Origin of the sequence: Micrococcus sp. Mcc28, assembly GCF_024519775.1 — a bacterium.
Lineage (GTDB): Bacteria > Actinomycetota > Actinomycetes > Actinomycetales > Micrococcaceae > Micrococcus > Micrococcus luteus.
Window position 1 is genome coordinate 37,732 of record NZ_JALJRH010000011.1, and the last position, 26,524, is coordinate 64,255.

The window sequence follows — 26,524 nt, forward strand, 5'->3', positions numbered from 1 at the left end:
TCGGGCGCCGGTCGTCGCGGGGGCGGCGGGCCTCACTCCCCCGGCTCCACGGGTCGAGGGGCGCCACGGAGCCGGGCCAGGCCGGCGCGCACGGCGGGGCGCACGTGCCAGTGGTCCTTCACGAACCGGCTGGTGCGGCGGTCCACGACGAGGATCCACAGCAGACACACGGCGGAGACGATCAGGGACACGGCCTTGACCTGGTCCGCGATGTCCAGGAACTGCCAGGTGAAGAGCTGGTCCGACGCGCCGAACGCCAGGAAGTAGCCGACCGTGAACACGACCCACTTGATCTGCCAGTTGTCCCGGATGCCGATCACGGCGAAGAACGGGAGCAGCCACAACAGGTACCAGGGCTGGATGATGGGCGAGAGGATCACCAGCGCGGTGAACGCCCAGGTCATGCGCGTCATCACGCGGTCCTGGCGGCCGAGGAACATCAGGGCCAGCACGATGAGCACCGAGAGCACGCGTCCGGCGGTCTTGTACACCCCCTCGACGGCCTGCACGTCCGCCCCCTGCCCGAGGAGCTCGCTCGCCCCCACCGTGATGAGGGACAGCATGCCGATCGGCCCCCACGGCACGGTGCCCGTGCCCGTGCCGACCATCACGGCCACCCAGCCGAAGCCGAAGCCGTTGAGCACGCCCACCAGGGCCATGAGGCCGAAGGAGATCCCGGCGGTGAGGGCCCAGAAGGCGAACCGGCGCGGCCATCGGGCCGTCGGGCCGGCCCACAGCAGGCCGATGAACGGGAGCAGCACGAGGGTGATGGGCTTGATGCCCAGGGACAGGGTGACCAGCACGACGCCGGCCACCCCCCACGCGACGGACTGCCCGGGTCGCTGGGGGCGGAGCGGATGTCCGGCGCGCAGCGCGCACCACGTGCCGGCCAGGGCGAGGCCGACCATGAGGGCGTCGTTGTGCCCGGACGCGACGAAGCTGATGGTGAAGAGCGGGTTGGCGGCGCTGATCCACTGCGCCCACGCACCGTTGACGCCCAGCCGGCGGGCGAGCAGCGGCACGAAGACCATGATCAGCGCGACGCCGGCCACCGCCACCAGGCGGAACAGGAAGATCGCCAGGTCCGGGTTCATGTCCCCCGAGATCGCGACGACGGCCTGCTCGATCCACAGGAAGATCGGACCGTACGGGGTCTCGGAGTCCGCCCAGGTCGCGTCCGCTCCGAGCTGGAACCAGTTGGACAGCGAGGAGATCGTGTCCACGTAGGGGTCCTGCCCCGCCACCATGAGACGGCCCTGCCCCACGTAGGCGAAGATGTCCCGGCTGAAGATCGGCAGTGCCACGACCTGGGGCAGGCACCACAGGACGGTGGCGAGGTTGACCGTGCGCAAAGCGCCGCGGCCGAAGGGGCGGATCGTCTGGCCCAGCCGCAGCCAGGCCCAGAACATCACCCAGCAGCCGAGGGTGAGGAGCACCGTGCCGGCCAGCACGCCGGTCTCCTGGGTGCGCCACGGGATCAGCCACTGCCAGCGGTTGATCGGGGAGGCCGAGGCCAGCCAGCCGACGGAGTACGAGCCCACCACCAGGAGGAGGGAGCCGAGGGTCCCCACCAGGATGGGCCACCAGTCCGCGCCGGCGACCTGGGGGTCCGCGCGGAGGCCGCCGACGCCGACGTACTCCGGCCGGTGGGCCGTGGACCCGGACGGACGCGGGGTCGACACGCTCATGCGACGGGTCCTTCCGTGCGGTCCTGCGTGGGCGCGCGAGGGCGCGGCTCGCTCGAATCTACCATCGTGACACGCGAGTAGCCTGGGGGCATGAGCGAGACGAGCACCCCCGCGCCGGAGAGCGCCCCCCTGGTCTGGATCGACTGCGAGATGACCGGCCTGCACCCCCAGGTCGACGAGCTCGTCGAGGTGGCGGTGCTCATCACGGACGCCGAGCTGAACATCCTGGACGAGGGCATCGACCTGGTGATCCGTCCCTCCGCGGCCGCCCTCGAGCAGATGGACCCGTTCGTCCGGGACATGCACACCACCTCGGGCCTCCTGCCGGAGCTCGCGGAGGGCCTCGAGCTCGACGACGCCGCCGCGCGCGTCCTCGAGTACATCGCCGCCCGCGTGCCCGCCGGCAAGGGCCTGCTGGCCGGCAACACGGTGGGCCAGGACAAGCTGTTCCTCGCCCGCTACATGCCCGCCGTCGTCGACCACCTGCACTACCGGATCGTGGACGTGTCCACCGTGAAGGAGCTGGCCCGGCGCTGGTACCCGCGCGCCTACTACCAGGCCCCCGCCAAGACCGGCGGCCACCGCGCCCTCGGGGACATCAAGGACTCCATCACCGAGCTGCGCTACTACCGGGCCGCCGTCATGGCCCCCGCCCCCGGCCCCACCACGGAGGAGGCCCGCGCCATCGCGGAGGTGGTGTCCGGGGCGCAGGCCTGAGCAGGCACTCCCGGCCCCACTGCCCCGATTCGGCGCTGCGCGGGATCTCGTGTACTGTGGACCCCGCTGCGCCGCGCGGATCCGTCCGTGTGAAGCAGACATGGTGGGCGTAGCTCAGTCGGCAGAGCGTCTGGTTGTGGTCCAGAAGGTCGCGGGTTCAATCCCCGTCGCTCACCCCACTCGAAGCCCCCGGAATCCTTACTGGTTCCGGGGGCTTCTTCGTGTGCTCCCCGAGCGGGCCGCGCTCCCCCTGCGCCCGCAGCTGCGGGATCGTGGTGCCAGCCGAGTCCCGCGTGGCCGCGGCGAGCGAGTCGGCCGCCGGACCGGTGAGGCCGGCGTCGTCCAGGGCCGCGGGCAGCGTGGCGGCGAGGGCGATGGACAGGGTGGCCCCGGCGAACGCGGTGCCCAGCGCTGAGCCGATCTGCCGGACCGTGCTCTGCGTCGCGGCGCCCTGACCCGAGATCTGCACGGGGATGTCCTGGAGCACCATGTCCGTCAGCTGCGCCGAGGCCAGGCCGAGCCCGAGGCCGTACACGACGAGGGGCACGGCGACGAGCCAACCCGAGGTGTCCGGGCCCAGGAGCAGGGCGAGCGCCACGACCCCGGCCACCTCCAGGCCCAGCCCGATCAGCACGGTGCCCGGGGCGCCGAACCGGGCCGCCAGGTGACGGGCCGCGGCGTCCGAGAGGAACGCGCCTGCGGCCATCGCGGCCAGGACCAGGCCCGCCCCCATCACGTCCAGGCCGAGCGGCGCACCTTCTCGCGGTGTCGCTCCAACCCTTCGAACAGCGCGAGGGCGAGCGCCGCGACCGCGAGCGCGACGGGGACGACGCCGCCGGGCATCAACCGCTCGACGGATCCCCGGTCCGCTGCCGGGCGTAGAGTCGGCCGGTGAGGGCGTCGACCCGACGCCGCACCCCCGCCGACGAGGAGGCCAGCCCATGTCCGTCGTGAAGATCAACGCCATCAGCGTCCCCGAGGGCGCCGGCCCGGAACTCGAGAAGCGGTTCGCCGCCCGCAAGCACGCGGTGGACCAGGAGCCGGGCTTCGAGGGCTTCCAGCTGCTCCGGCCCACCGCGGGCGAGGACCGCTACTTCGTGGTCACGACGTGGGCGTCGGAGGAGGACTTCCAGCGCTGGCGGGACGGGCGCATGCCCGCCGCTCACGCCGCCGAGCAGGGCGGCCGCCCGGCGCCGGTCGCCACGGGCGCCGACCTGCTCGAGTTCGAGGTCGTGGACCTGGGCTGACCCGGGCGCCGCAGCAGGCGCATCGCGTTCACGATGACCAGCAGCACGGACGCCTCGTGCACGAGCATGCCGACGGCCATCGTGACGCCGCCGGCGAAGACGCCGGCCAGCAGGGCCACGACGGTCACGAGGGAGATCGCGATGTTCTGCCGCATCACCCGCACCGTGCGCCGGGCCAGATCGAGCGCCTGCGGCAGCCGCTCGAGCCGGTCGCCCATCAGGGCGATGTCCGCGGTCTCGATGGCCACACCGGAGCCGGCCGCGCCCATGGCCACGCCGATGTCCGCCGTCGCCAGGGCCGGGGCGTCGTTGACGCCGTCACCGACCATCGCGACGACGCGGCCCTCGGCCTGCAGGGCCTCGATCGCCTCGAGCTTGTCCTGAGGCAGCAGGCCCGCCCGTACGTCGTCGACGCCCACCTGCCGGGCCACGGCCTGCGCGACGCCGGGCTGGTCGCCGGTCAGCATCACGACCTCGCGGACGCCGATCCCGTGCAGCGCCCGGATCATGCCCGCGGCCTCGGACCGGAGGGTGTCTGCGATGGCGAGGACGCCGAGCGGGATGCCGTCGACGACGACCGCCACCGGGGTCCGGCCCGCCTCCGCGAGCTCGGCCGCGACGGTCTCGACCCGGTCGGTCGCGGCCGGATCCACGCCGCGCTCGCGCAGCAGCGCCACGTTGCCCACGGCGACGACGCGGCCGTCCACCTCGCCGGTGAGCCCGCGGCCGAGGACGACGTCCACATCGGTGGCCAGCGGGCCGTCCAGCAGGCCGCGGTCCCGGCCCGCCGCGACGACCGGCGCGGCCAACGGGTGGTCCGAGGCCGCCTCGAGCCGTGCGGCCCAGCGCAGCACCTCGTCCTCGGCCCCGGGTTCGAACGCGACGACGTCTGTCAGCTCGGGGGTGCCCGAGGTGAGGGTGCCGGTCTTGTCGACGGCGACGGCGTCGACCTTCGCGGAGCGCTCGAGGAACTCCCCTCCCTTGATGAGCACGCCGTCCTTGGCGCCGCGGCCGATCCCCGCCACGATCGCGACCGGGATGGAGATCACGAGGGCGCCCGGGCAGCCGATGACCAGCAGGGTCAGGGCCAGGGGGACGTCCCGCGTGATCAGACCGGTCGCGAAGGCCAGCACCATGATCGCCGGGGTGTACCAGCGGGAGAAGCGGTCCATGAACCGCTGGGTCCGAGCGCGGGCCTCCTGCGCCGCCTCGACGCGGTGGATGATGCGCGCCAGCGTGGTGTCGGCGCCCACGCCCCGCGCCTCCACCTGCAGCAGGCCTGCCGTGGCCACGGTGCCCGCGTACACGGCGTCGCCGTCGGTCTTCTCCGCCGGGATGGACTCGCCCGTGATGGATGCCTCGTCCACGGCGCCGACCCCGGTGAGCACCACGCCGTCCACCGGCACCCGGGCGCCGGCCTTGACGAGGACGGTCGCGCCGGGGGCCACCTCGTGGGCGGGCACGGTGCGCTGCGTCCCGTCTGCGTCGACGACGACGGCGGTCTCGGGCGCCGTGGACACGAGGTCCGCGAGCGCCGAGCGAGTCTGAGACAGGGTCGCGTCCTCGAGGCCGTGGCCGAGGGCGAAGAGGAAGGTCACGGCGGCGGCCTCCCAGAAATTGCCGAGCAGGGACGCGCCGATCGCGGCGGTGGCGACGAGCAGGTCGATGCCGACGGTCTTCACCCGCAGGGCGGCGATCGCGTCGCGCGCGATCGGCAGGCCGGCCACGACGGCGGCGGCGAGCATCAGGCCCGCCGCCACGAGGTGTCCGGTCCCGTGGGCCAGCTGCTCGGGCGCCAGCACGAGTGAGACGGCGATCAGCAGGCCGGCCGCCACGGGACGCCGCCAGCGGCGGGACAACGTGAGCCGGGCACGGGTGCGGCCCGGACGTGTGACGGCGAGGGTGGGCATGGCGGGCTCCGTTCGTCGGGGGCGGGCGGGGTCAGAAGGCCGACAGCCGGGCGGTGTAGCCGACCTTGGCGACGGCCTCGACGAGGTCCTGGGCAGTGGTGGTCTGCGGGTCGTGGTCGACCTCGATGCGCTGGGTCTCGAAGTGGACCTGCGCGCCGGTCACGCCGGGCAGGGCGTCGAGGGCCTTCTCGATCTTCCGGACGCACGAGGGGCAGCTGAAGCCCTCGGCGCGGAGCAGGGTGCGCGTGGTGGGGGTCATGGTCACTCCAGTCGGTCGTCACCGGCGCGGCCGCCGGTGAGGCTGAGCGGACGGGGCGGGCGCCCGGTCCGATCCCCGTCCTCCGGGGATGTCACTGACGCTACGAAGGGGACGGCGGGTACGCCTTGACCGCGGTCAAGCCGCCGTGTGGGAGGCTGATGGCGTGCGTATCGACCTGCCCCTCATCCCCGTGGATGAACCAGAGCCGTGCGCGGCCCGGGTCCCGCTGTTCACCGGGCTGGATCTGGAGCAGCTGCGCCGGGTCTCCGCCCTGGCGCGGCCGCTCGTGCTCGAGGCCGGCGATGCCCTGCACCTGGCCGGTGACCGCACGGACCGCCTGTGCGTCGTGCACAGCGGCCGCCTGGCGCTGACGCTCGGCTCAGCGACCGGCCGGGAACGCGTGGTGCGGATGGTCGAGCCGGGGGACTCCGTGGGCGAGCACGAGTTCCTCACGGGCGAGCCGGCCCGGCATGGGGCGCGCGCCGTGGCCGCGACCCGCCTGTGCACCTTCTCCCACGCCGAGGTCGCCCGACTCCTGGCCGAGCATCCGGGCATCGGGGGACGCGTGATGCGGACGCTGGCCGTCCGCCTGGCCGAGGCTGAACAACGGCTGGCCCGGGAGCATCAGCCTGTCACCGCACGGATCGCCGGACATCTGCTCGGCCTGCCGGCCCTCCGGGACGAGGCCGACCTCGTCGTGGTGCTGGCCGCGCCGAAGAAGGACGTCGCCTCGCTGCTGGGCACCACCCCCGAGGCGTTCAGCCGCGGGCTGCGCCGCCTCGCCGACGACGGCCTGATCGCCATCGAGGGCCCGCGGGTGACGCTGCTGGACCCGGAGGCGCTGGAGGCCCTTGCCGCGGAATGACCGCCGTCGTCGTGGTGTCGCCGGCGGTAGGCTGGGGACTCCCCCGTCCCCCTACCCACGCAGGCCCGCAGCCCGGGCCGGGAAGCGCAGTGCCATGGCCTCCATCCGTCCCATCACCGTCTACGGCGAGCCCGTGCTGCACCGGCGCGCGGCCGAGGTGGAGGTGATCGACGACGAGATCCGCGAGCTGATCGAGGACATGTACGTCACGCAGGACGCCGCGCACGGCGTGGGCCTTGCCGCCCCGCAGGTCGGGGTCGGGCTGCGGATCTTCACGTGGACGTTCCCGGACTCCGGCGATGCGCCGAACGTGGGCCACGTGATCAACCCCGTGCTGACCCACCTGGACAAGGCCCCGCGGGAGGACCCGCACCCGGACGAGCACACCGAGGGCTGCCTCTCGGTGCCCGGGCTCGGCTTCCCCCTGCAGCGCCCGACCCGCGTGCGCCTGTCCGGCCAGCGCGTGGACGGTGAGATGTTCGAGTTCGAGGCCGAGGGCTGGTTCGCGCGCATCATGCAGCACGAGTACGACCACCTCAACGGCACCCTCTACGTGAACCGGCTCGAGGGCAAGTGGCAGCGGCGCTGGAAGCGCGCGCAGCGGGCCGAGCGTCTGAACGTGCCCGGTGTGACGTGGCTGCCCGGTACCGACGAGGACCCCTTCGGCCACGACGCCGACGACCACGCGGACCACGAGCACGGCCCCGACGGCGACCACGGGCCCAAGGAGGACTGAGCCTCGGCTCGACGTCCGACCCGGTCGGCACACGACGACGGCCCGTCCCCTCCGCGGGGACGGGCCGTCGGTCGTCGGCGGGTCAGGCCTGCGGGAAGGCGGGGACCTGCTGGCCCGCCATCTTCTCCACCACGCGGATCACCTGGTGCGAGTAGCCGTACTCGTTGTCGTACCAGACGTAGAGGATGGCGTTCTTGCCGTCGTTGTTCACGAGGGTCGCCAGGCCGTCCACGACGCCGGCGCGGTCCGAGCCGACGAAGTCGGTGGACACGACCTCCGGGGAGTCCACGTAGCCGACCTGGCCGCGCAGGGGGCCGGTGAGGGACTCCTGCTTCAGGCGGGCGTTGAGCTCCTCCACCGAGGTGGGCTTGGTCAGCTCCAGGTTCAGGATGGCCATGGACACGTCCGGGGTGGGGACGCGGATGGCGTTGCCGGAGAGCTTGCCCTTGAGCTCGGGCAGGGCCTTGGCCACGGCCTTGGCGGCGCCGGTCTCGGTGAGCACCATGTTCATGCCGGCGGCACGGCCACGACGGGCGCCCTTGTGGAAGTTGTCCACGAGGTTCTGGTCGTTGGTGTAGGCGTGCACGGTCTCCACGTGGCCGTGGTCGATGCCGTAGTCGTCCTGGATGACCTTGAGCACCGGGGTGATCCCGTTGGTGGTGCAGGAGGCCGCCGAGATGATGGTGTCCTCGGGCGTGATGTCGTCCGAGTTCACGCCGTACACGATGTTCTTCATCTCGCCCTTGCCCGGGGCGGTCAGCAGGACCTTCGCGGCGCCCTGGGCCTGCAGGTGCTGGGACAGGCCCTCGTCGTCGCGCCAGCGTCCGGTGTTGTCGACGACCAGCGCGTCCTTGATGCCGTAGCAGGTGTAGTCCACCGTGGTCGGGTCGTTCGAATAGATGACCTGGATCTCAGTGCCGTTGGCGGTGATCACGTCGCGGTCCTCGTCCACCACGATCGTCCCGTCGAACGGGCCGTGGATCGAGTCGCGGCGCAGCAGGGAGGCGCGCTTGATCAGGTCGTCCTCCGAGTTCTTGCGCACGACGACGGCACGCAGGCGCAGCTTGGAGCCACCGCCGGCGTGGTCGAGGAGGATGCGGGCCAGCAGGCGGCCGATGCGACCGAAGCCGTAGAGCACGACGTCCTGGGTCTCGCCCAGGCCCTCGCCGGCCTTGCCCTTGACCTCGGCGAGCTCGGCGTCCAGGAAGGCCTGGACGTCCTGCCCCGAGGCCTTCTGCTTGGCGGCCAGCTCGGCCAGGTCGATGGTGGCGGCGCCCAGGTCCATCGCAGCCATGGCCTCGACCAGGGGGTAGGTGGACTCGACGCTCAGCGGAGCCTGCTGCACGCGGCGGGCATAGCGGTGGGCCTTGATGATGTCGATCACGCCGCGGTTCACGAGGGAGCGCCCGTAGATCGAGGTGACCACGTTGTGCTCGCGGTACAGGGTGCCCAGCAGGGGGACCATCTTCTCCGCGAGCTTCTGCTGCGTGTTCCACTCGGGGGTCTGGGTCGAGGCGGTGTCTGCCACGGGAGTCCTTCCTTGAAACCTGGCGGGGCCGTCCTGGGCAGGCCCCATCCCCCGACCTCGTTGTCGGCGGACGCCTCCATTCTAAGTGAGGACACGTCCGGAGCGCCCCCGCGGCCTCGGCGGGGCGTAGACTGGTCGGTCGGGACGGATCGGCGGACGGCCGCGTGCCCCTGCGGGGGTGCGAGGAAAGTCCGGGCACCGCAGAGCAGGATGGTGGACAACATCCACCCGGGGCGACCCGCGGGCCAGTGCCACAGAGAGAAGACCGCCTCCGCGCCGTGTGCGCGGCGGTAAGGGTGAAAGGGTGGTGTAAGAGACCACCAGCGGCCCCGGTGACGGGGCCGGCTCGGTAAACCCCATCCGGTGCAAGGCCGAACAGGACGCGTCACGAGGGCTGCTCGCCCCAGCGTCCGGGTTGGCCGCTCGAGCCCGTCAGCGATGGCGGGCCCAGATGGATGGCCGTCACCTCGCGCGGGGCAACGCGCGCGAGGCACAGAACCCGGCTTACAGCCGGTCCGTCCCGCCTCACGGCCCCCGGCGGGGGTCAGAACCCCTCGTCGTCGAGGATCCGCTCGAACTCGAGCTCCACCACGTGCTCGCGCTCCCTCTTGTCCAGCAGGCGGTACCCGTACGACTCGCCGATCGAGACGACCTTCGCCAGGCTCGGGCGTCGCCGATCCCGCGGCCATTCGAGCGTCACCCGGTCCTGCCCCGTGAAGGTGCGCTCCCGCAGGCGCTGCTCCACGGCCGAGGCATGCGTGCGCTCCCGCCCGCTGGAGCGGACCCCGAGCCACACGGCGGCCGCGATCACGAGCAGGACGAACGGGTACACCACGCCGAACACGTTCATGGCGGTCATCGGGCGACTCCTGGTATGCGGGGCGGCTGTGCGGACCCCACCACTGTGCCAGGTCCGGACGACGACGTCGGCCCGGGGCGCCTGGCTAGGCTGGCCCGGTGCTGATCCTGCTGCCGCCCTCCGAGGGCAAGACCGCACCCCGCTCCGGGGCCCCGCTCGACCTCGACGCCCTCGCCCTGGCCGACGACGCCGCGGTGACGGGCGCCCGCGCGGACCTGCTCACGCGGCTCGCCGCGGTCTCGGCCGCCCCGGATGCCCTGACGACCCTCGGCGTCGGGGCGTCGCTCGCCGGCGAGGTCGAGGCGAACACGCGCCTGGCCGTCGCCCCCGCCGCGCCCGGTCACCGGGTGTTCACGGGCGTGCTCTTCGACGCGCTCGACCACGCCTCGCTGTCGGCGGCGGCGAAGCGCCGCGCCCGCTTGTCCGTGCTGGTCTTCTCCGCGCTGTTCGGCGCCACCGCGCTGGCGGACCGGATCCCCGCCTTCCGGCTGTCCGTCGGCGCGAAGCTGCCGGGGCTGCCCGGGCTGGCCGCGCACTGGCGCCCCGTCCTGACCCCCGCCCTCGACGCGCTCGCCGCACGGGACAGCGGGCCCGTCGTCGACTGCCGCTCCGGTGGCTACGCGGCCCAGTGGCGGGCACCGGCGGAGCGGACCCTCGCGGTCGACGTGTTCCAGCTGCGCGACGGCGAGCGGACCGTCGTCTCGCACTTCGCCAAGCACACCCGCGGCCTCGTGGCCCGCGCGCTCCTGGAGGCGGGGGCGCGGGAGACCTCGACGCTGGACCGCGTCGCGGACGTGGTCGCACGGGCCGGGGACGGCCCCGGCTGGGAGGTCGAGCTGGCCCGGCCGTCCGGCGGCAAGCCCGGCGCGCTGCGGGTGATCCTGCCCGAGGGATGATCCCGGACGAGGCGCGCCCTGCCCGGACGCAGCCTCAGTCCTCGACGGCCACCAGCTCCACCTCGAAGCCGTCCGCGGTCTCGAGGTAGGCGGCGTAGTGGTCCGCTCCCCCGGCGTGCGGGTGGCGGTCCTCGAAGAGCAGGCGAAACCCCCGGCCGCGCGCGGCGGCGGTGAGCTCGTCCACGCGGGAGCGCGACCCGGCCCGGAAGGCCAGGTGGTTCAGGCCCGGGCGGGTGCGCTCGTGGGCGCCCGCGGCGACGTCGGGCCCGGCCTCGAGCACGAGGTATTCCCCCGCGCCCTGGTACGTCCGGCCCTCGGCCCACCCCTCGCCCGGCACGTAGCCGAGCTCGCCGAACAGCCAGCCGAGGCTCGCCTCGGCCGCCGCGAGGTCGGCGACCCAGATCTCCACGTGGTGCAGCCGGCCCGTGGGCGCGGGCGCCGGGGTCGCACCCTCCGGCGAGGCGACGGCGTCGGGCCCGTCCGCCTCCACGGCCCGGACGTCCGCGTCCGCGTCGAGGCCGGACCCGGCCACCGCCGATGCGGGGGTCGTGGACGCCTCCGCGGCGGTCGACCCCGCGGCCGCGGGGGCCGCGACCGGCACCTCGGACGCGCCCGCGTCCCATTGGCCGCCCCGCGCGCCGGCGTCCATGGCCTCGTTGGAGAGGCGGTCGGCGTCCTTGTTCCGGTTGCGCGGGATCCATTCGTAGGTGACGCGCTCGGGGGGCAGCACGGACCGGGCCTCGGCCGCGAGGCGCCGCATGTCCTCGTGCTTGATCTTCCACCGCCCGGACATCTGCTCCACCACGAGCTTGGAGTCCATCAGCACGTGCACCCGCGCCTCGGGGTCGAGGTCCCGGGCCATCCGCAGCCCGGCCACGAGCCCGGAGTACTCGGCCACGTTGTTCGACGCCTTCCCCAGCGGGGCGGCGTCGGTCCGGAGGATCTCGCCCGTGGCCGGGTCGCGCACCAGGGCACCATAGCCGGCGACGCCGGGGTTGCCCCGCGACCCGCCGTCGGCCTCCACCTGCAGGACTCGTCCGCTCACCGTGCGCCTCCTCGTGTCCGTGGTCGCGCCGTCCGACGCGGCCCCCCACTCTACTGATCGCGCCGGGGGCGGGGCCCGGGGTCAGTCCCGGATGAGGATGGCGCCGGACTCGGGGCAGCGGGCGACGGCGGCCGGCGGGAGGGCCCGGATGCGCGCGACCTCCGCGGGCGACAGCTCCGTGCCCGCGGCCGCGGACCGGTTCCCGACGAGCCGGGCCGCGCCGATGCCGCCGTTGCGCTCCCGCGCCTGCTCGTACAGGGCCAGCAACGACGCGGGAAACTCCGCGGCCAACGCCGCCCGGCGCTGGATGAGGTCCCGGCCACGCTGGGTCACGGCCTGCCCCTCGCGGCGCACCTCCGCCGCGCGGGCCTCGACCTCGGCCCGTGCCTGCTCCAGAGCGGCGTGGCCCTTCGCGAGCCGGGACTCGGCGGCGTCGGCGGTCTCCATGGCCTCGAGCGCCGCGGCCTCGTGGTCATCGAGCAGTGCGGTGAGCGTGTCGTCCTCGTGCTGCATGGCCTGCAGCTCCTTGGACCCGCCCTGGCCCGCTTCGAGCCGCTCCCGGGTCCGGTCCCGACGGGCGCGGGTGGCGGCGGCCTTCTCGGTGGCCTCGGCTCCCGCCCGGTCGGCGGTGCGGGCGGCATCCTCGAGGCCGGGCAACGCCTCCTCGAGTTCCAGCGCGCGGGCGCGCAGCCGGGCGTGCTCCGGGTCCGCCTTGAGCCGACGGACGGCGGCGCGGGCCTGGTCCAGGGCCGTGTCGAGCTCCTGCAGCTCCAGCAGCCGGGCCTGGACGGCCGGCGGTGCGGTGACCTCACTCATGCGTGACTCCCCTCGTCGGCCCGCTCTCCCCCGACCAGGAAGTCCCAGGGGTCGCTGCGGTGATCTGAGAACAGGGTGGTGACGCCCAGTCCCCGCTCCGCCAGGGCGGCCTCCAGGGCGCGGGCGCCGTGCTCGAGCCATAGGGACTCGCTCGCCCAGTGCGAGACGTCCACGAGCGCGGGACGTCCCTCCCCCGGCGCGGCCGTCTCCCGGGCCTCCGAGGCCGGGTGGTGGCGCAGATCGGCGGTCACGTAGACGTCCGCGCCGGACGCGCGGACCGCGTCGAAGAGGCTGTCTCCGGCACCGCCGCACACGGCGACGCGGCGGATGCGCTGGGCGGGGTCGCCCGCCACGCGCACGCCACCGGCCGTGGCGGGCAGCGCCGCGTGCACGGCCCGGGCGAAGGCGGCCAGGTCGGTCTCCTCAGGCAGGTCGCCCACCCGGCCGATGCCTTCGGCCCCGGTGCCGGCGGCGGAGGTCGTCAGGGGCGAGAGCGCTCCGATGACGCCGACGGCACGGGCCAGCACGTCCGAGACGCCGCCCACGACGGCGTCGGCGTTGGTGTGCGCGGCCAGCAGGGCGACGCGGTGCTCGATCAGGGTGTGCAGCAGGCGGCCCTTCGCGGCGGCGGCATGCCCGACGGCGGCCACGGACGAGGTCCCGCGCAGCAGGAGCGGGTGGTGGGTGACCACGAGGTCGGCCCCGCGGGCGACGGCCTCGTCGGCCACGGCCTGCACCGGGTCCAGCGCCCACAGGACGGTCCGCACCGGGGCCTCCGGGCGCCCGGCCACCGGCCCGACGGCGTCCCACGGCTCCGCCAGCTCCCGCGGCCACAGCCCCTGGACGACCTCGAGGACCTGCCCGAGCGTCGGCGGGGCCAGGGCGTGCTCCGGCGAGGCGGGGACGGTGGGACGGGACACGGTCATACCGGCCATGATGGCCCACCCGGCCCGGGCACGCACGACCCGGCTGCCCTGGGTGAGGGCACGGCGCGGCGACGTCGGGAATGAAAAGCGCGGGCCGCGTTGCTGTGCCTGCCATGACCGACTCCCCCCGTACCGAGCCCCTCGGCGCCTCCGACGCGCCCGCCGACGTCCGCGAGCTGACGCTCGCCGGCGGCTGCTTCTGGTGCCTCGACGCCGTCTACCGTCGCGTGCGGGGCGTGCTCGCCGTCGAGTCCGGCTACACCGGAGGCGACGACCCCGCCCCGAGCTACGAGTCCGTGTGCACCGGGACCACCGGCCACGCCGAAGCGGTCCGCGTGCGCTTCGACGCCGCCGTCGTGCCGCCCGAGGTGATCATGGACCTGTTCTTCACCAGCCACGACCCCACGTCGTTGAACCGCCAGGGGGCCGACGTCGGCACCCAGTACCGATCGGCCGTCTTCGCCCATGACGAGGCCGAGACCCGGTTCTTCGCGGACGAGATCGCCCGGGCGCAGGCGAACTATGACAGCCCCATCGTCACACGCGTCGAGCCGGCGTCCGCGTGGCACCCGGCCGAGGACATTCACCAGGACTTCTATGCGCGGCGCCGTTCCAACGGATACTGCCGTGTGGTCATCGATCCGAAGCTCGCGAAGGTGCGCCGGAACTACTCCGCGTGGCTCGTGGACGCCTGAGCGGCGCCGCGGCTCGATAGCCTGACGCAGGAACACCCACTAGATCGCCCGCGCCCCGAGGCGCACCACCACCCCCCGGAGGTACCACCATGGCCCGCATCCTTGACGACATCACCCAGGCGGTCGGCGGCACGCCCCTGGTCCGGCTGAACCGCCTCGCGAAGGACCTGCCCGGCGACGTCGCCGTGAAGGTCGAGTTCTACAACCCGGCCAACTCGGTGAAGGACCGCATCGGCACCGCCATCGTCGACGCCGCGGAGGCGGCCGGCGAGCTGACCCCCGGCGGCACCATCGTGGAGGGCACCTCGGGCAACACCGGCATCGCCCTGGCCATGGTCGGCGCGGCGCGCGGCTACCGCGTGATCCTGACCATGCCCGAGACCATGTCCACCGAACGCCGCGTGATGCTCAAGGCGTTCGGCGCCGAGATCGTGCTGACCCCCGGTGCAGACGGCATGCGCGGGGCCCTCGAGCGCGCCCAGGAGATCGTCCGCAGCACCCCGAACTCCATCTGGGCCCAGCAGTTCGCGAACCAGGCCAACATCCAGGCCCACTACACGGGCACCGGCCCGGAGATCTGGGACGCGTCCGAGGGTGCCGTGGACGTGTTCATCGCCGGCGTCGGCACCGGCGGCACCATCACGGGCGCGGGCCGGTACCTGCGCGAGCAGAAGCCGGACGTGAAGCTCATCGCCGTCGAGCCGGCCGACTCCCCCATCCTCTCCGGCGGCCAGGCCGGCCCGCACAAGATCCAGGGCATCGGCGCGAACTTCGTGCCGGAGATCCTGGACACCGACCTCTACGACGAGGTCTACCCGGCCACCTTCGAGGAGTCCATCGAGACCGCCCGTCGGCTCGGGACCGAGGAGGGCATCCTGGGCGGCATCTCCACCGGCGCGATCATCTCGGCCGCCCTCAAGGAGGCCGCCAAGCCCGAGTCCGAGGGCAAGCTGATCGTCGCCATCGTGTGTGACTTCGGCGAGCGCTACATCTCCACCGCCCTCTTCGAGGACATCCGCGGCTGACCGCCGCCCGCTCACCGACCGCACCGACCCGAAGGGGCCGCCCGTGGGACTGTTCTCCCGCATCAAGGAAGACATCGCGACCGTCCGCAGCCATGACCCAGCGGCGCGCGGTGACCTCGAGGTGGCCCTCGTCTACTCGGGTCTGCACGCAGTGTGGGCGCACCGCGTCGCGCACCGGATGTGGCGGCATGACCGGCTGAAGATGCCCGCCCGCGTGCTCTCGCAGGTCACGCGGGCGGCCACGGGCATCGAGATCCACCCCGGCGCGTCGATCGGTCGTCGGTTCTTCATCGACCACGGCATGGGCGTCGTGATCGGCGAGACCGCGGAGATCGGCGACGACGTGATGCTGTACCACGGGGTCACCCTCGGCGGCCGCTCCCTGGCCAAGGTGAAGCGGCACCCCACGCTGCGCGACGGCGTCGTGGTGGGGGCCGGCGCCAAGATCCTCGGACCCGTCGAGATCGGGGAGGGAACGGCGGTGGGCGCCAACGCCGTCGTCGTGAAAGACACCCCCGCCGACGCGATCGCCACCGGCGTGCCGGCCACCGTCCGACCGCGCAAGGGCCCGTCCGAGGGCAAGCCGCTCGTGGACCCCGCGGAGTACGTGGACCCGGCCCTCTGGATCTGAGGGCCGGGTCCACGCCGGGTCAGTCCTGCGTGGGGTCGCCCTCGGTCGGCTGCGGCATGACGACGGGCACGCCCTCGCCGTCCACCTCGGTGCGGTCGCCGGACCACAGCGTGTGGAAGGAACCTTCGCGATCGACGCGCAGGTAGGTGTGGGCGCCGAAGTAGTCGCGCTGGCCCTGCACGAGGGCGGCCGGCAGGCGGTCGGCCCGCAGGCCGTCGTAGTACGCCAGGGCCGAGGAGAACACCGGCACCGGCACGCCCGCGGCGACGGCGGTGCCGACGACGCGGCGCCAGGCCGGCAGGGCCTCGGCGATCGCCTGGGCGAACTCGGGGGCGAAGAGCAGGTTGAGCGGCTGGCCGGGGGCGCGGGTGCCCGGCGCCGGGTGGCGGGAGGTGTCGCGGCCGCCGAAGGCCTGCATGATCACGTCGAGCAGGTCGGCGCGGATGATGCAGCCGTCCCGCCACAGCGAGGCGATGGTGCCCAGGTCCAGCGACCAGCCGTACTCCTCGGCGGCGGCGGCGAGCATGTCCATGCCCTGCGCGTAGGCCACGAGCTTGGAGGCGAACAGCGCCTGGCGCACGTCCTCCACGAACGTGTCCGTGTCCTGCGGGGCGCGCTGCGCCTCCTCGTCGACGCCGGCCGCGAGGGTCTCACGGGCGACCTGGCGCACCGCGCGCTGAGAGGACAGCGAGCGGGCGAAGACGGACTCGGCGATCGCGGCCACCGGGGAGCCGACGTCGAGACCCGAGATCGCGGTCCAGCGGCCGGTGCCCTTCTGCCCGGCCTCGTCCACGATCACGTCCACGAGCGGGCGGCCCGTGGCCGCGTCCACCTGGGCGAGCACCTCGGCCGTGATCTCGATGAGGTAGGAGGCCAGGTCGGTCTGGTTCCACGCCGTGAACACCTCGGCCTGCTCGGCGGGCTCGAGGCCGCCCACGCGGCGCAGCAGGTCGTAGGCCTCGCCGATGACCTGCATGTCCGCGTACTCGATGCCGTTGTGGACCATCTTCACGTAGTGGCCGGCGCCGTCCGTGCCGACCCAGGCGCAGCACGGCTCCCCCTCGAACTGCGCGGAGATCTTCTCGAGCATCGGGCCGAGGGCCTCGTAGGACTTCTCCGGACCGCCGGGCATGATCGCCGGACCGTGCAGGGCACCCTCCTCGCCGCCGGAGACACCGACGCCCACGAAGTGCAGGCCCTTCTCGGCGAGGGCCGCCTCGCGGCGGCGGGTGTCCTCGTAATGGGAGTTGCCGGCGTCGATGACGATGTCGCCCTCGTCCAGCAGGGGGACGAGCTGGTCGATGACGGCGTCCACGGGGGCGCCCGCCTTGACCATGATGAGCACCCGGCGCGGCACGGCGAGGGACTGCACGAGCTCGGCGAGCGTCTCCGTCGCCACGAACGCACCCTCGTCACCGTGCTCGGCCACGAGCTGGTCCGTGCGGGCCCGGCTGCGGTTGTGCAGGGCCACCGTGTAGCCGTGGCGGGCGAAGTTGCGGGCGAGGTTCGCGCCCATCACCGCCAGGCCCGTGACGCCGATGTCGGCGGCGCCGACGGGGACGGTGGTGGTCTGCTCGGTCATCGCGGGTGGCCTCCTGTGGCTCGGACGGTGGGACGGGCCGTGCCGGACACGGACCCGCCCCCCAGCCTACGTCGACCGCGGTCAGTCCCCCACGGCGTCGCGGCCGCGGCGCACGATCAGCGGGTCCGGGGTGCCGACGACCTCGTGGTCCTTGCCCTCGTACTCGAACTGGGACAGGAAGTAGCGCATCGCGTTGAGGCGGGCCCGCTTCTTGTCGTTGGAGCGGATGGAGATCCACGGGGCGTGGTCCGTGTCCGTGTGGAGGAACATGGCCTCCTTGGCCTCCGTGTACGCCTCCCAACGGTCCAGGGACTCGAGGTCCATGGGCGAGAGCTTCCACTGGCGGACCGGGTCGATCTGGCGGATCGCGAAGCGCGTGCGCTGCTCGGTCTGTGTCACGGAGAACCAGAACTTGGTGAGGTGGATGCCGTCGTCCACGAGCATCTTCTCGAACAGCGGCACCTGGTTCATGAAGCGGCGGTACTGCTCGTCCGTGGCGAAGCCCATCACGCGCTCGACGCCGGCGCGATTGTACCACGATCGGTCGAACAGCACGATCTCGCCCGCCGTGGGGAAGTGCTGGATGTAGCGCTGGAAGTACCACTGGCCGAGCTCGCGGTCCGAGGGCTTGTTGAGGGCCACGACGCGGGCGGTGCGGGGGTTCAGGTGCTCGGTGAAGCGCTTGATGGTGCCGCCCTTGCCGGCGGCGTCGCGGCCCTCGAAGACGATGATGTGGCGCTGGCCGGTGTCCTCGCCCCAGTACTGCAGCTTGAGCAGTTCGATCTGCAGGCGGTACTTCTCCAGCTCGTACTCCTCGCGCGTCATGCGCGTCTCGTACGGGTAGTCCTCCCTCCACGTCTCCACGGCACGGCCCTGCGGATCGATCAGGTCGGGATCGTTGGTGTGGCCGTCCGAGACGGTGTAGCCGCCGTCGCGCAGCTTGTCGATGAACTCGCGGAGGTTCTCGCGGGGGGCGTCGGGCTGCAGCAGCTCCATGGACCGTCTCCTTCACTGGGTGCGTCACCGTGCCCGTCCGTCCCCCTCCTCGGTACGACGGCGGCGGGCCGCGGCCTGTGCTCTGTCCACCATTATGGGCGGGCGGCGGACGAGGAAGCCGGGCCCGGCAGCGCAGCCGGGTGAACAGCAGGTGAACCCTGGGAGGCGAACGGTCACGACCCCGGGCCGACGAACGCCGGCCGGCTCAGCCGCGCGGGCCGACGCCCAGGAGCTCGTCGATCGCCGCGACGGCGGCACGCGCCGCGTCGACGTCGGCGAACTGGGCGACGGCGTCGTCGTACCGGCGGTGCCCGGGAAGCTTGAGGCCGACGGAGGCGCCGTCCGTGGCGGGGAGGATCCAGATCCGGCCGCGCGGCTCGACGTCGCGCTGCTCGGCCACGTCGGCCTCCTCGAACTCGCGGTCGTAGCCGGCCCACTCGATACCGGGCCGCGGGGTGTCGGCACCGTCGAGGACGTCACGGCCGCCCATGCGGAGACAGGTGACGGACTGCAGGAGCGCGTCCAGGGTGCGGGCGGCGGCCTTGCCGGCCAGCTCGTCCTGGAAGAGGGCGAGGATGGACCATTGCCCGTCCTGGAGGAAGAGCATGGTCTGCTGCGCCTCGCCCCCGGTGATGACGGCGAGGTGACGGGCGGCGCCGTCGGGACGTGCGGGCAGCTTCCAGAAGCCGAGGGGGGTCGCGGACATGCGCTCCACCCTAGTGCGCCCCGGACGCCGACGACGCGCCGCTGCCCGGCCCCTGCCCCGCATCCCGGGTTGAGTTGTCGCGGGTGCGCGGGCCCGTCACCCGCGACAACTCAACCCGGGATGCGGGAGGGTGGGCCGATGGGCCTGCTCCGCGACCTCCTCACCCGCCGCTCCGCCCGCGACCGCTCCTCCGACCCGACGGCGACGCTCGGCCGACACCTCGACAACGCCGCGGCGATCGTGGCCGCCGCACGCCGGGCGGACGTTCCCCTCGCGGTGGCGGCGGCCCTGGCCGAGCTCGAGTCCGGCGGCCGGAACGTCTTCGGGCACGACGCCGGCGGTGTGCACAGCGCCCCGCGCGGGACGGACGTCCCCGTAACCCGGGAACGCTACGAGGAGCTCGTGGCCCGGGTGGCGCAGGGTGAGAAGTCCAACGGCGTGGGGCCCGCGCAGATCACGTGGCCGCCGTACTTCGCGCAGGCGGCGGAGCACGGCCTCCACCTGTGGGAGCCGGAGGACAACCTGGCCTTGGGGCTGGAGATCCTGCGCGGTCACCTGCGCGGCGACCTCTCCGCGGAGGGGATCGCCCGGGCGGGGACGCTCTACAACGCCGGGACGCTGTCAGACGGGGTCACCGCCTACGGCCGGCGCCTCGCCGCGGCGACCCGCGCATGGGCCGAACGCCTGGGCGAATCCGCCCCGCCGCCGGTCAGGCCAGGTTGACCAACAGCACGTACGCCAGCGTGCCGGCGGCGATCGAGACCAGGGTCCGCCGCCCGGCCAGCAGATGCACGACGACTGTCACCGCCGCCGCGATCAGCGCGTGGGCCACCCGCGTCCCGTCCACGGGCTCTCCAGGGGCCAGCGCCGCGGCGTCGAGCAGCATCACGAGGGCCAGGATGGTCAGCACGCCGGCAGGCATCCACACCGCCAGCCGCGCGGCGAGCACGGACTCCCGCAGCGGCTGCAGCAGTGCGAACGGCACCGCGCGCAGGCAGAAGGTCACGAGGCCCGCGACGACGGCCGCGGCCACCAGGTACGCGGCGCCGGTCATCGGGGGTCCTCCTCGACGCCGGGCTCGGCATCCGTGACGGCCCGCTCCCCCGCCGCGGCGACGACGGGCACCGGCCCGGTGACGGGCACGGGCTCAGGCAGCGGCAGGGCGGTCCCGCGCGCGGCGAGCACGTGGAACGCGATCAGCACCGCGGCGTAGAGGGCGAAGGCGACGACGAGCACCTGCGCGGGCGCGAGCAGCAGAGCCACCCCGACGGCGACCGCGGCCGCCAGCACGAGGGGCAGCTGGGCCCGCGTGCGGGCGGCGTCCATGGCGAGCACGATGAAGAGGGCGACGAGCGCGAACTCGAGGCCCTCGACCGGCACGGGCAGCAGCCACGCGACGGCCACCCCGGCGAGGCCCCCGAGCACCCAATACGCATGCAGCGCGATCTGCATGGCCAGCAGCCGGGGCGCCGTCCAACCGCGGGGCTGGGCGGCGGCGATGGCGTAGGCCTCGTCGATCAGGGCGCCCATCGAGTAGATCCGCGCGAGGCGCCCCCGGACCACGCGCAGCGGGAAGCTGAACGCATAGAACACGTGGCGGAAGTTCACAAGGAACACCGTCACGGCGATCGTGAGCAGCGGCGTGCCCGCCACCACCAGCGAGACGAGCAGCAGCTCGACGGACCCGGCGAACACGACCACGGAGAACAGGGGTGCGACCCACGCGGGCAGCCCGGCCTGGACCACGAGCATCCCGAAGGCCACGCCCAGGGGGAACAGGCCGAGGCCGGCGCCCAGCGTCACGGCGACGCCGGAGCGCACCTCGGCCCACCGCGAGGGCGGAGCGAAGGCGCGCGAGGACGCTGACGAGGAGCCCATGATGGTGAGCATGCTCTCATAGGCGCCTGACGGGCGGTCGGCATGACGGAGCCGCGGCGTCACGCCGTGTCATGGCCCCGCGATCGGTGCACCCGGAGGGACTCGAACCCCCGACCCTCTCGGTGTAAACGAGATGCTCTGACCAACTGAGCTACAGGTGCCGGTGTCCGTCCAGGCTACCGGTGAGCGAGCAGGTCGCGCGTCGCCGCCTCGTGCTCGCCCCGGGTGCGTGCCTGCCCCGGGGCGGCGACCACGCGCGCGACCTCGACCCCGTCCGCGTCGAGCAGCATGGAGACGCGGCGGGGCCGCCCGGTCTCCGCGTCGAAGACGTCGAGGGCACGGCAGGCCGCGCCGTGGGGCCAGAAATCGGAGAGCAGGGTGAGCGGCTCCGGCAGTGCCAGCTCCTCGCGGACGCGGCGCAGCACGGGGGCGGCGTCACACGAGACCACGCGGACAGCCACATCGTCGACCGCCACGTCCCCGGCGAGCGCCCCGAGCCAGCCGAGCTCGTCCGTGCACACCGGCGTGAACGCCCCGGGCAGGAAGACGAGCCACGTGCCCCGCGGCGCGGCCGCGTCCTGGGGCCCGCGCGTCGGCGGCCACGGCCACCTCTGGCCGTGGTCGTCGCGCAGCGCGGGGACGACGTCGGCGCCCCGCGTCCCGCCGGACGGGGGCTCAGCCACCGCGCTTCTGGACGAGCTTCTGAGCGGCCCAGTCCTCGGAGGCACCGGCCCCGGTGGTGGCGTGCAGGCCCGCGGTGGAGGCGGCCTCGGCGACGTCCGCCGGGCTGACGTGGCCGGGGCGCCCCTTGCGGGGGGTCATGATCCAGACGGGGCCGGCATCGAGGGAGCGCTGGGCGTCCACGAGGGCGTCCGCGAGATCGGTGACGTCGCCGTCGTCCGCGCGCCACCAGAAGAGGACCGCGTCCGCCGGCTCCTGATCCTCCTCGGTCAGCAGCTCCTCGCCGAGCGCGTCCTCGAGCGCGTCACGGAAGGTGACGTCGACGTCGTCGTCGTACCCCCACTCCTGCACCAGGTCGCCCCTCGAGAGGGCGAGCTCCGCCAGCAGGGCGCTGTCCGTCGAGGTCGGCGTCGACCCAGCCTGCATAGTGTCCGGTCCTCCTTGATGGTGGCGGGCACTGCGGCCCGCGCCGTCGAGCGGGTGATGATGACCACCATACGCCGTGGACGCCGCCGTTCCGGGGCCTCCGGCCGGGCGGACGCGGCGGCTCCGGTCTACTCTGGGGAGGAACAGACGCACTCTCCGGGCGACGCGCCCGGCTCGGCGTCGCGGGCCCGGACCGGATCGTCTGCCCGCAGCCCACCGCGGAGCACCCCTCCGCACGAGAACCAGGAGGCACCGTGAGCGCAGCCGAAGAGAGCTCGCAGATCCGCAGCGGTCTGACCGACCAGCTCCCGGACAAGGATCCCCAGGAGACGTCGGAGTGGATCGAGTCCCTCGACGGACTCATCGAGGAGCGCGGCACGGAGCGGGCGCAGTACATCATGCGCTCCCTCATGCAGCGCGCGAGCGCCCAGTCCGTCGCCCTGCCCTACGTGACCACCACGGACTACGTGAACACGATCCCGGCGGACCAGGAGCCGGAGTACCCGGGTGACGAGGAGCTCGAGCGCCGCTACCGCAACTACCTGCGGTGGAACGCCATGGCCCTCGTGCAGCGCGCCCAGCGCGACGCCGTCGGCGTCGGCGGCCACATCTCCTCCTACGCGGGCCAGGCGACCCTCTACGAGGTGGGCCTGAACCACTTCTTCCGCGGCCAGGACCACCCGGGCGGCGGCGACCACATCTTCTTCCAGGGCCACTCCTCGCCGGGCAACTACGCCCGCGCGTTCCTCGAGGGCCGCCTGACCGAGCAGGACCTCGACGGCTTCCGCCAGGAGAAGTCCCGCCAGGGCCACGCCCTGCCCTCCTACCCGCACCCGCGGATGATGCCGCACTTCTGGCAGTACCCCACCGTGTCCATGGGCCTGGGGCCGATGAACGCCATCTTCCAGGCGCAGACCAACCGGTACCTGCACAACAACGGCATCAAGGACACCTCCGACCAGCACGTGTGGGCCTTCCTCGGCGACGGCGAGATGGACGAGCCCGAGTCGCGCGGTCAGCTGCACGTCGCGGCCAACGACAAGCTCGACAACCTCACCTTCGTGATCAACTGCAACCTGCAGCGTCTCGACGGGCCGGTGCGCGGCAACGGCAAGATCGTCCAGGAGCTGGAGTCCTACTTCCGGGGCGCCGGCTGGAACGTCATCAAGGTCCTGTGGGGCCGCGAGTGGGATCCGCTGCTCGAGGTCGACGACGAGGGCGAGCTCGTGCGCATCATGAACGAGACGCTCGACGGCGACTACCAGACCTACAAGGCCGAGTCCGGCGGCTTCGTGCGCGACCACTTCTTCGGCCGGTCCTCCGTCACCAAGGAGATGGTGGCGGACATGACCGACGACGAGATCTGGGGCCTCAAGCGCGGCGGCCACGACTACAAGAAGGTCTACGCCGCCTACAAGGCCGCCATGGAGCACAAGGGCCAGCCCACCGTCATCCTGGCCCACACCATCAAGGGCTACGGCCTGGGCAAGTCCTTCGAGGGCCGCAACGCCACGCACCAGATGAAGAAGCTGACGGTGGACGACCTCAAGGTGTTCCGGGACCGCCACCGCATCCCGATCTCGGACGAGCAGATCGAGAAGGACCCGTACAACATCCCGTACTACCACCCGGGTGCCGACGCCCCGGAGATCAGGTACATGATGGAGCGGCGCAAGGAGCTGGGCGGCTTCGTGCCGGAGCGGCGCAGCGACTACCACGCGATCCCGCTGCCCCCGGAGTCCGCGTACAAGCAGGCCCGCAAGGGATCGGGCAAGCAGCAGGCCGCCACGACCATGGCGTTCGTGCGCCTGCTCAAGGACCTGATGCGGGACAAGAACATGGGACCGCGCTTCGTGCCGATCATCCCGGACGAGGCCCGCACCTTCGGCATGGACTCGTTCTTCCCGACCGCGAAGATCTACAACCCCAAGGGGCAGAACTACCTGTCCGTGGACCGGGACCTGTTCCTGTCCTACAAGGAGTCCCCGCAGGGGAAGATCTACCACGTCGGCATCAACGAGGACGGCGCCACCGCGGCGTTCAACGCGATCGGCACGGCGTACTCCACGCACGGCGAGCCGATGATCCCGGTGTACATCTTCTACTCGATGTTCGGCTTCCAGCGGACCGCGGACAACATCTGGGCCGCAGGCGACCAGCTCGCGCGCGGCTTCATGATCGGCGCCACCGCCGGGCGCACCACCCTCGCCGGCGAGGGCACGCAGCACATGGACGGTCACTCCCCCGTCCTGGCGTCCACGAACCCGGCCGTGAAGCACTACGACCCGGCGTACTCGTACGAGATCGCCCACATCGTGCGCCAGGGCCTGGAGGACATGTACGGCGACCACGACCGTGGGGACGACGTCCGCAACGTCATCTACTACCTCACGGTGTACAACGAGCCGATCACCCACATCGAGGAGCCCGAGGGCCTCGACGTGGAGGGCCTGCTCAAGGGCATCTACCGTCTCTCCGAGGGCCAGGGCGACGGCCCGAAGGTCCAGCTCCTGGGCTCCGGCGTCTCCGTGCCGTGGGCGCTCGACGCCCAGCGGATCCTCTCCGAGGAGTGGGGCGTGAACGCCTCCGTGTGGTCGGTGACCTCCTACAACGAGCTGTACCGCGACGCCGTCGCGGCGGAGAAGGACGCCCTGAAGGACCCGTCCGCCACCCCGCGCGTGCCCTACGTGACGCAGGCGCTGCAGGGGGCCGAGGGCCCGATCGTGGCCACCTCGGACTACTCCACCTCGTGGACGAACCAGATCCGCCCGTTCGTGCCGAACCGCTTCTCGGCGCTCGGCGCCGACGAGTTCGGCTTCGCGGACACCCGCGCCGCCGCCCGTCGGTACTTCCTCATCGACACCCACTCGATGGTGGTCCGCGCGCTGCAGCTCCTCGAGGAGGAGGGCGAGGTCGAGCGGGGCACGGCCGCGAAGGCGCACGAGAAGTACCGCCTGGACGACGTCAACGCCGGCACCACCGGCATCGCGGGCGGCGACGCCTGACCCGCACGACGCGGGGAGGCCGACGCCCTCCCGACCCGACGCCGGCCGCCCGCCTCCGCCACGGAGGCGGGCGGCCGGCGTCGTCGCTGTAGGAACCCCACAACACGCGCCTAGGATGGAGCGCATGCCCGAGCCCCGCCCCGCCGCCCCTCGCCCCGTGAGCACCGACGGGCTGGCCCGCCTCCGGAGCCACCTGGGGGCACTGAACACGGCGGTGCTGCAGCGGCTGGACGCCACCCTGCCCTGGTACCGCCGACTCACCCCGGACGAGCGCAGCGCCCTCGGGCTCGTGGCCCAGCGCGCCCTGCAGGGCTTCCTCACGTGGTTCGAGCGGCCCACCTCCACGGGCCACGTCCTGCAGGACGTCTTCGGGCCCGCGCCCACCGATCTCACCCGGGCGATCTCGCTGCATCGGGCCCTCCAGCTCATCCGGACGATGGTGGACGTCGTCGAGACGCGGGTGCCGGAGCTGCTGGCCGAGCGCGACCAGGCGCCCGTCCGCGAGCACATCCTCCACTACTCGCGCGAGGTCGCGTTCGCGCTCGCAGACGTGTACGCCCGGGCCGCGGAGATGCGCGGCGCGATGGACTCGCGGCTCGAGTCGGTCCTGCTGGACGCGGTGCTGCGCGGGCAGGACCCGGACGAGATCCGGCACCGGGCCACCGCATTGGGCTGGCGTGGGGACCACGACGTGATGGTCATGGCCGGTCTCGCCCCGGGGCAGGACAAGCCCGCGTTCATCCCGGACCTGCGGCGGGCCGCGGCGAGGCTCGACTGCGACCTGCTCGTGGGCGTGCAGTCCGAACGGCTCGTCCTCGTGGTCGGCTCGGTGCGGGATGCGCGGGCGGTGGGCGAGGCGCTCGCGCCCTGGTTCGCGCCGGGACCGGTGATCGTGGGACCCGTCGTGGACTCGCTGGTCTCGGCGCACGTCTCGGCGCGGCACACCCTCGCCGGGCTCAGCGCCGCGGCCGCCCACCCCCGGGCGAGCCGGCCCACCCCGGCGGAGGACCTGCTGCCCGAGCGGGCGCTGCTGGGCGACCCCACGGCCCGGGAGGCCCTCGTGGACGGGGTGTTCACGCCCCTGGCCGACGCCGGCACCTCCCTGCTGGAGACCGTGGACGCATACGGCGCGCTGGGCCACTCGCTCGAGGGCACGGCCCGCGAGCTGTTCGTCCACGCGAACACCGTGCGGTACCGCCTCAAGCGGGTGGCCGAGGTGACCGGCTGGGACCCGCTGGTCCCCCGCGACGCGTACGTCCTGCAGACCGCGATCACCCTGGGCCGGCTCGCGGGGGCGCGGCAGACGACCGGGGACGGGTCGGACTGAGCCGGGGCGGCGCACACCCCCGCTTGTAGAAACCCTCCAAACCGACTCGCCGTGCTTCGTGGCGCGATCTGCCCGGATCG

27 protein-coding genes, 2 tRNA genes and 1 other RNA gene are annotated in these 26,524 nt (G+C 73.1%); 13 read left to right on the forward strand and 17 right to left on the reverse strand.

All coding sequences use genetic code 11. The annotated features are described in order from the left end of the window. Window positions 1-32 precede the first annotated feature (32 nt). Window positions 33-1,688 carry a polyprenol phosphomannose-dependent alpha 1,6 mannosyltransferase MptB gene (gene mptB / locus NR073_RS07315; protein WP_036316838.1) on the reverse strand — a complete coding sequence of 552 codons (1,656 nt, stop codon included), beginning with the start codon at window positions 1,686-1,688 and terminating at the stop codon, window positions 33-35. A 90-nt stretch (window positions 1,689-1,778) separates the two neighbouring features. Between mptB and orn the strand changes: the two genes are divergently transcribed. After that, on the forward strand, window positions 1,779-2,405 hold the full coding sequence (gene orn, locus NR073_RS07320; protein WP_002857127.1) for an oligoribonuclease: 627 nt from the start codon (window positions 1,779-1,781) through the stop codon (window positions 2,403-2,405). Between the two features lie 103 nt (window positions 2,406-2,508). Next, a tRNA-His gene (locus NR073_RS07325) sits at window positions 2,509-2,584 on the forward strand. Here the strand turns inward: NR073_RS07325 and NR073_RS07330 are convergent. Then, window positions 2,563-3,138, reverse strand: coding sequence for a hypothetical protein (locus NR073_RS07330; RefSeq protein WP_369814512.1), 576 nt, complete (start codon window positions 3,136-3,138; stop codon window positions 2,563-2,565). The genes NR073_RS07325 and NR073_RS07330 overlap by 22 nt on opposite strands. 208 nt (window positions 3,139-3,346) lie before the next feature. Between NR073_RS07330 and NR073_RS07335 the strand changes: the two genes are divergently transcribed. Beyond that, entirely contained in the window at window positions 3,347-3,652 is a 306-nt protein-coding gene (locus NR073_RS07335; protein WP_010078879.1) for an antibiotic biosynthesis monooxygenase, read from the forward strand. Here the strand turns inward: NR073_RS07335 and NR073_RS07340 are convergent. Together NR073_RS07340 and NR073_RS07345 are read right to left on the reverse strand one after the other, a co-directional pair. After that, window positions 3,568-5,562: a cation-translocating P-type ATPase gene (locus NR073_RS07340; protein WP_228070473.1), complete on the reverse strand. Its 1,995-nt coding sequence runs from the start codon at window positions 5,560-5,562 to the stop codon at window positions 3,568-3,570. The two genes, NR073_RS07335 and NR073_RS07340, sit on opposite strands and share 85 nt — an antisense overlap. A gap of 31 nt (window positions 5,563-5,593) precedes the next feature. Continuing rightward, window positions 5,594-5,821 carry a heavy-metal-associated domain-containing protein gene (locus NR073_RS07345; RefSeq protein WP_069941174.1) on the reverse strand — a complete coding sequence of 76 codons (228 nt, stop codon included), beginning with the start codon at window positions 5,819-5,821 and terminating at the stop codon, window positions 5,594-5,596. Window positions 5,822-5,984: 163 nt separating this feature from the next. On the opposite strand from NR073_RS07345, the gene NR073_RS07350 reads away from it, so the two are divergent. Then, entirely contained in the window at window positions 5,985-6,686 is a 702-nt protein-coding gene (locus NR073_RS07350; protein WP_227717897.1) for a Crp/Fnr family transcriptional regulator, read from the forward strand. Between the two features lie 94 nt (window positions 6,687-6,780). Next, window positions 6,781-7,422: a peptide deformylase gene (gene def, locus NR073_RS07355; RefSeq protein ID WP_060974043.1), complete on the forward strand. Its 642-nt coding sequence runs from the start codon at window positions 6,781-6,783 to the stop codon at window positions 7,420-7,422. A gap of 82 nt (window positions 7,423-7,504) precedes the next feature. On the opposite strand, the gene NR073_RS07360 is transcribed toward def, so the two are convergent. Then, complete coding sequence (locus tag NR073_RS07360; RefSeq protein ID WP_230277806.1) at window positions 7,505-8,950, reverse strand: glyceraldehyde-3-phosphate dehydrogenase; 1,446 nt, start codon at window positions 8,948-8,950, stop codon at window positions 7,505-7,507. A 144-nt stretch (window positions 8,951-9,094) separates the two neighbouring features. On the opposite strand from NR073_RS07360, the gene rnpB reads away from it, so the two are divergent. Next, window positions 9,095-9,473, forward strand: an RNA gene (gene rnpB / locus NR073_RS07365) — RNase P RNA component class A. 21 nt (window positions 9,474-9,494) lie between these two features. Here rnpB and NR073_RS07370 read toward each other — a convergent pair. Beyond that, a complete protein-coding gene (locus tag NR073_RS07370) occupies window positions 9,495-9,809 on the reverse strand; it encodes a hypothetical protein (RefSeq protein WP_060974041.1) in 315 nt (104 codons plus the stop codon). A gap of 98 nt (window positions 9,810-9,907) precedes the next feature. On the opposite strand from NR073_RS07370, the gene NR073_RS07375 reads away from it, so the two are divergent. Beyond that, a complete protein-coding gene (locus NR073_RS07375) occupies window positions 9,908-10,705 on the forward strand; it encodes a YaaA family protein (protein WP_060974040.1) in 798 nt (265 codons plus the stop codon). A gap of 34 nt (window positions 10,706-10,739) precedes the next feature. Here the strand turns inward: NR073_RS07375 and NR073_RS07380 are convergent, their stop codons facing one another. The 3 genes from NR073_RS07380 to NR073_RS07390 form a co-directional block, all read right to left on the reverse strand. Then, on the reverse strand, window positions 10,740-11,750 hold the full coding sequence (locus NR073_RS07380; protein WP_060974039.1) for a reverse transcriptase-like protein: 1,011 nt from the start codon (window positions 11,748-11,750) through the stop codon (window positions 10,740-10,742). Window positions 11,751-11,831: 81 nt separating this feature from the next. After that, window positions 11,832-12,566, reverse strand: coding sequence for a zinc ribbon domain-containing protein (locus tag NR073_RS07385; protein WP_122054245.1), 735 nt, complete (start codon window positions 12,564-12,566; stop codon window positions 11,832-11,834). Further along, window positions 12,563-13,492, reverse strand: a complete 930-nt coding sequence (locus tag NR073_RS07390; protein ID WP_060974037.1) for a Nif3-like dinuclear metal center hexameric protein — start codon at window positions 13,490-13,492, stop codon at window positions 12,563-12,565. The genes NR073_RS07385 and NR073_RS07390 overlap by 4 nt, the downstream gene beginning before the upstream one ends. Before the next feature lie 113 nt (window positions 13,493-13,605). On the opposite strand from NR073_RS07390, the gene msrA reads away from it, so the two are divergent. From msrA to epsC, 3 genes are all read left to right on the forward strand, one after another. Further along, window positions 13,606-14,187 carry a peptide-methionine (S)-S-oxide reductase MsrA gene (gene msrA / locus NR073_RS07395; protein WP_069941180.1) on the forward strand — a complete coding sequence of 194 codons (582 nt, stop codon included), beginning with the start codon at window positions 13,606-13,608 and terminating at the stop codon, window positions 14,185-14,187. A gap of 89 nt (window positions 14,188-14,276) precedes the next feature. Beyond that, complete coding sequence (gene cysK / locus NR073_RS07400; protein WP_010078892.1) at window positions 14,277-15,212, forward strand: cysteine synthase A; 936 nt, start codon at window positions 14,277-14,279, stop codon at window positions 15,210-15,212. Window positions 15,213-15,255: 43 nt separating this feature from the next. Continuing rightward, on the forward strand, window positions 15,256-15,843 hold the full coding sequence (epsC, locus tag NR073_RS07405) for a serine O-acetyltransferase EpsC (RefSeq protein WP_036340179.1): 588 nt from the start codon (window positions 15,256-15,258) through the stop codon (window positions 15,841-15,843). A 19-nt stretch (window positions 15,844-15,862) separates the two neighbouring features. Here the strand turns inward: epsC and gndA are convergent, their stop codons facing one another. The 3 genes from gndA to NR073_RS07420 all read right to left on the reverse strand — a co-directional run bounded on the left by gndA (window position 15,863) and on the right by NR073_RS07420 (window position 19,127). Beyond that, window positions 15,863-17,425: an NADP-dependent phosphogluconate dehydrogenase gene (gene gndA / locus NR073_RS07410; RefSeq protein ID WP_127435314.1), complete on the reverse strand. Its 1,563-nt coding sequence runs from the start codon at window positions 17,423-17,425 to the stop codon at window positions 15,863-15,865. An 81-nt stretch (window positions 17,426-17,506) separates the two neighbouring features. Further along, complete coding sequence (gene ppk2 / locus NR073_RS07415) at window positions 17,507-18,421, reverse strand: polyphosphate kinase 2 (RefSeq protein ID WP_010078895.1); 915 nt, start codon at window positions 18,419-18,421, stop codon at window positions 17,507-17,509. A 205-nt stretch (window positions 18,422-18,626) separates the two neighbouring features. Continuing rightward, window positions 18,627-19,127 carry a hypothetical protein gene (locus tag NR073_RS07420; protein ID WP_036312781.1) on the reverse strand — a complete coding sequence of 167 codons (501 nt, stop codon included), beginning with the start codon at window positions 19,125-19,127 and terminating at the stop codon, window positions 18,627-18,629. A 138-nt stretch (window positions 19,128-19,265) separates the two neighbouring features. Between NR073_RS07420 and NR073_RS07425 the strand changes: the two genes are divergently transcribed. Further along, window positions 19,266-19,850 carry a hypothetical protein gene (locus NR073_RS07425; RefSeq protein ID WP_044659129.1) on the forward strand — a complete coding sequence of 195 codons (585 nt, stop codon included), beginning with the start codon at window positions 19,266-19,268 and terminating at the stop codon, window positions 19,848-19,850. Here the strand turns inward: NR073_RS07425 and NR073_RS07430 are convergent. The 5 genes from NR073_RS07430 to NR073_RS07450 all read right to left on the reverse strand — a co-directional run bounded on the left by NR073_RS07430 (window position 19,837) and on the right by NR073_RS07450 (window position 22,112). Further along, window positions 19,837-20,181 (reverse strand): AzlD domain-containing protein, encoded by a 345-nt coding sequence (locus NR073_RS07430; protein WP_060974034.1) that lies wholly within the window; start codon window positions 20,179-20,181, stop codon window positions 19,837-19,839. The genes NR073_RS07425 and NR073_RS07430 overlap by 14 nt on opposite strands. Beyond that, entirely contained in the window at window positions 20,178-21,017 is an 840-nt protein-coding gene (locus tag NR073_RS07435) for an AzlC family ABC transporter permease (protein ID WP_127445798.1), read from the reverse strand. Before NR073_RS07435 ends, NR073_RS07430 begins: the two co-directional genes overlap by 4 nt. Window positions 21,018-21,092: 75 nt before the next feature. Continuing rightward, window positions 21,093-21,166: transfer RNA gene (locus tag NR073_RS07440), tRNA-Val, on the reverse strand. A gap of 15 nt (window positions 21,167-21,181) precedes the next feature. Next, window positions 21,182-21,688 (reverse strand): redoxin domain-containing protein, encoded by a 507-nt coding sequence (locus NR073_RS07445; RefSeq protein WP_041105380.1) that lies wholly within the window; start codon window positions 21,686-21,688, stop codon window positions 21,182-21,184. Further along, window positions 21,681-22,112 (reverse strand): DUF3052 domain-containing protein, encoded by a 432-nt coding sequence (locus NR073_RS07450; RefSeq protein ID WP_041105382.1) that lies wholly within the window; start codon window positions 22,110-22,112, stop codon window positions 21,681-21,683. Before NR073_RS07450 ends, NR073_RS07445 begins: the two co-directional genes overlap by 8 nt. A gap of 254 nt (window positions 22,113-22,366) precedes the next feature. Here NR073_RS07450 and aceE point away from each other — a divergent pair, with 254 nt between their 5' ends. Both aceE and NR073_RS07460 read left to right on the forward strand, forming a co-directional pair. Continuing rightward, a complete protein-coding gene (gene aceE / locus NR073_RS07455; protein WP_159228119.1) occupies window positions 22,367-25,117 on the forward strand; it encodes a pyruvate dehydrogenase (acetyl-transferring), homodimeric type in 2,751 nt (916 codons plus the stop codon). Window positions 25,118-25,241: 124 nt separating this feature from the next. Continuing rightward, window positions 25,242-26,444: a CdaR family transcriptional regulator gene (locus NR073_RS07460; protein ID WP_049145790.1), complete on the forward strand. Its 1,203-nt coding sequence runs from the start codon at window positions 25,242-25,244 to the stop codon at window positions 26,442-26,444. The last annotated feature ends 80 nt before the right edge of the window (window positions 26,445-26,524 follow it).